The sequence below is a fragment of the Mesorhizobium sp. M0016 genome, from assembly GCF_040324035.1.
In the GTDB taxonomy this organism is placed as follows: Bacteria; Pseudomonadota; Alphaproteobacteria; order Rhizobiales; family Rhizobiaceae; genus Mesorhizobium.
The window spans coordinates 1-723 of record NZ_JAMYVM010000067.1 but is presented as its reverse complement, the minus strand read 5'-3'; the positions used below and the strand labels follow the sequence as shown (position 1 = coordinate 723).

Here is a 723-nt window from a genome sequence, read left to right as displayed (position 1 = left end):
TGCTGTCACTGTTCCTCCTCTACAGCTTCATGCCGCTGGCCTATCTGGTCCTGTCGGCAACGAAGACGAATGGCGACCTGTTCACCACGTTCGGCTTCGGCTTCGGCACGGAGTTCAACCTCTGGCGGAATCTGAGCGATCTTCTGGCGCGCGACAACGGCGTCTTCATGCGCTGGATGTTCAACAGCGTGCTCTATTCGAGCGTCGCCGGGCTCGGTGCCGCGATCTTGGCTACCGCGGCAGGCTATGCGTTAGCCAAATTCAAATTCGTCGGCCGCAATCTGCTGTTTGCGCTGGTCTTGGGCGCTGTGATGATCCCGCAGACGGCCCTCGTCGTGCCGACCTTCCTGCTGCTGGCGCTTTCGGGACTCAGCGACAATCCGCTGGGCGTGATCCTGCCCTCGATGATCTCGCCGATCGGCGTCTATCTGATGCGCGTCTATATCGAGCAGGGCGTCGACGACGAACTGCTCGACGCAGCGCGTCTAGATGGCGCCGGCGAGTTCGTGATCTTCCGCGCCATCGTGCTGCGGCTGGTGGCGCCGGGCATGGTGACTGTGGCGCTGCTCTCATTCGTCGGGACCTGGAACAATTACTTCCTGCCGCTCATCGTGCTGCGCACGCCGGAATATCAGCCGATCACGGTGGGCCTTGCGACCTGGTATCAGCTCGCGCAGCAGGGCGGTGGCGGAGGACAGGTGCTGTTCTCGATCATCATAACCG

General features: G+C 61.8%; 1 protein-coding gene. It reads left to right on the top strand.

Translation table 11 applies throughout. From position 1 onward, the window contains the following. A partial coding sequence (locus NKJ88_RS32915; RefSeq protein WP_352446978.1) for a carbohydrate ABC transporter permease occupies positions 1-723 on the top strand: 723 nt, incomplete at both ends.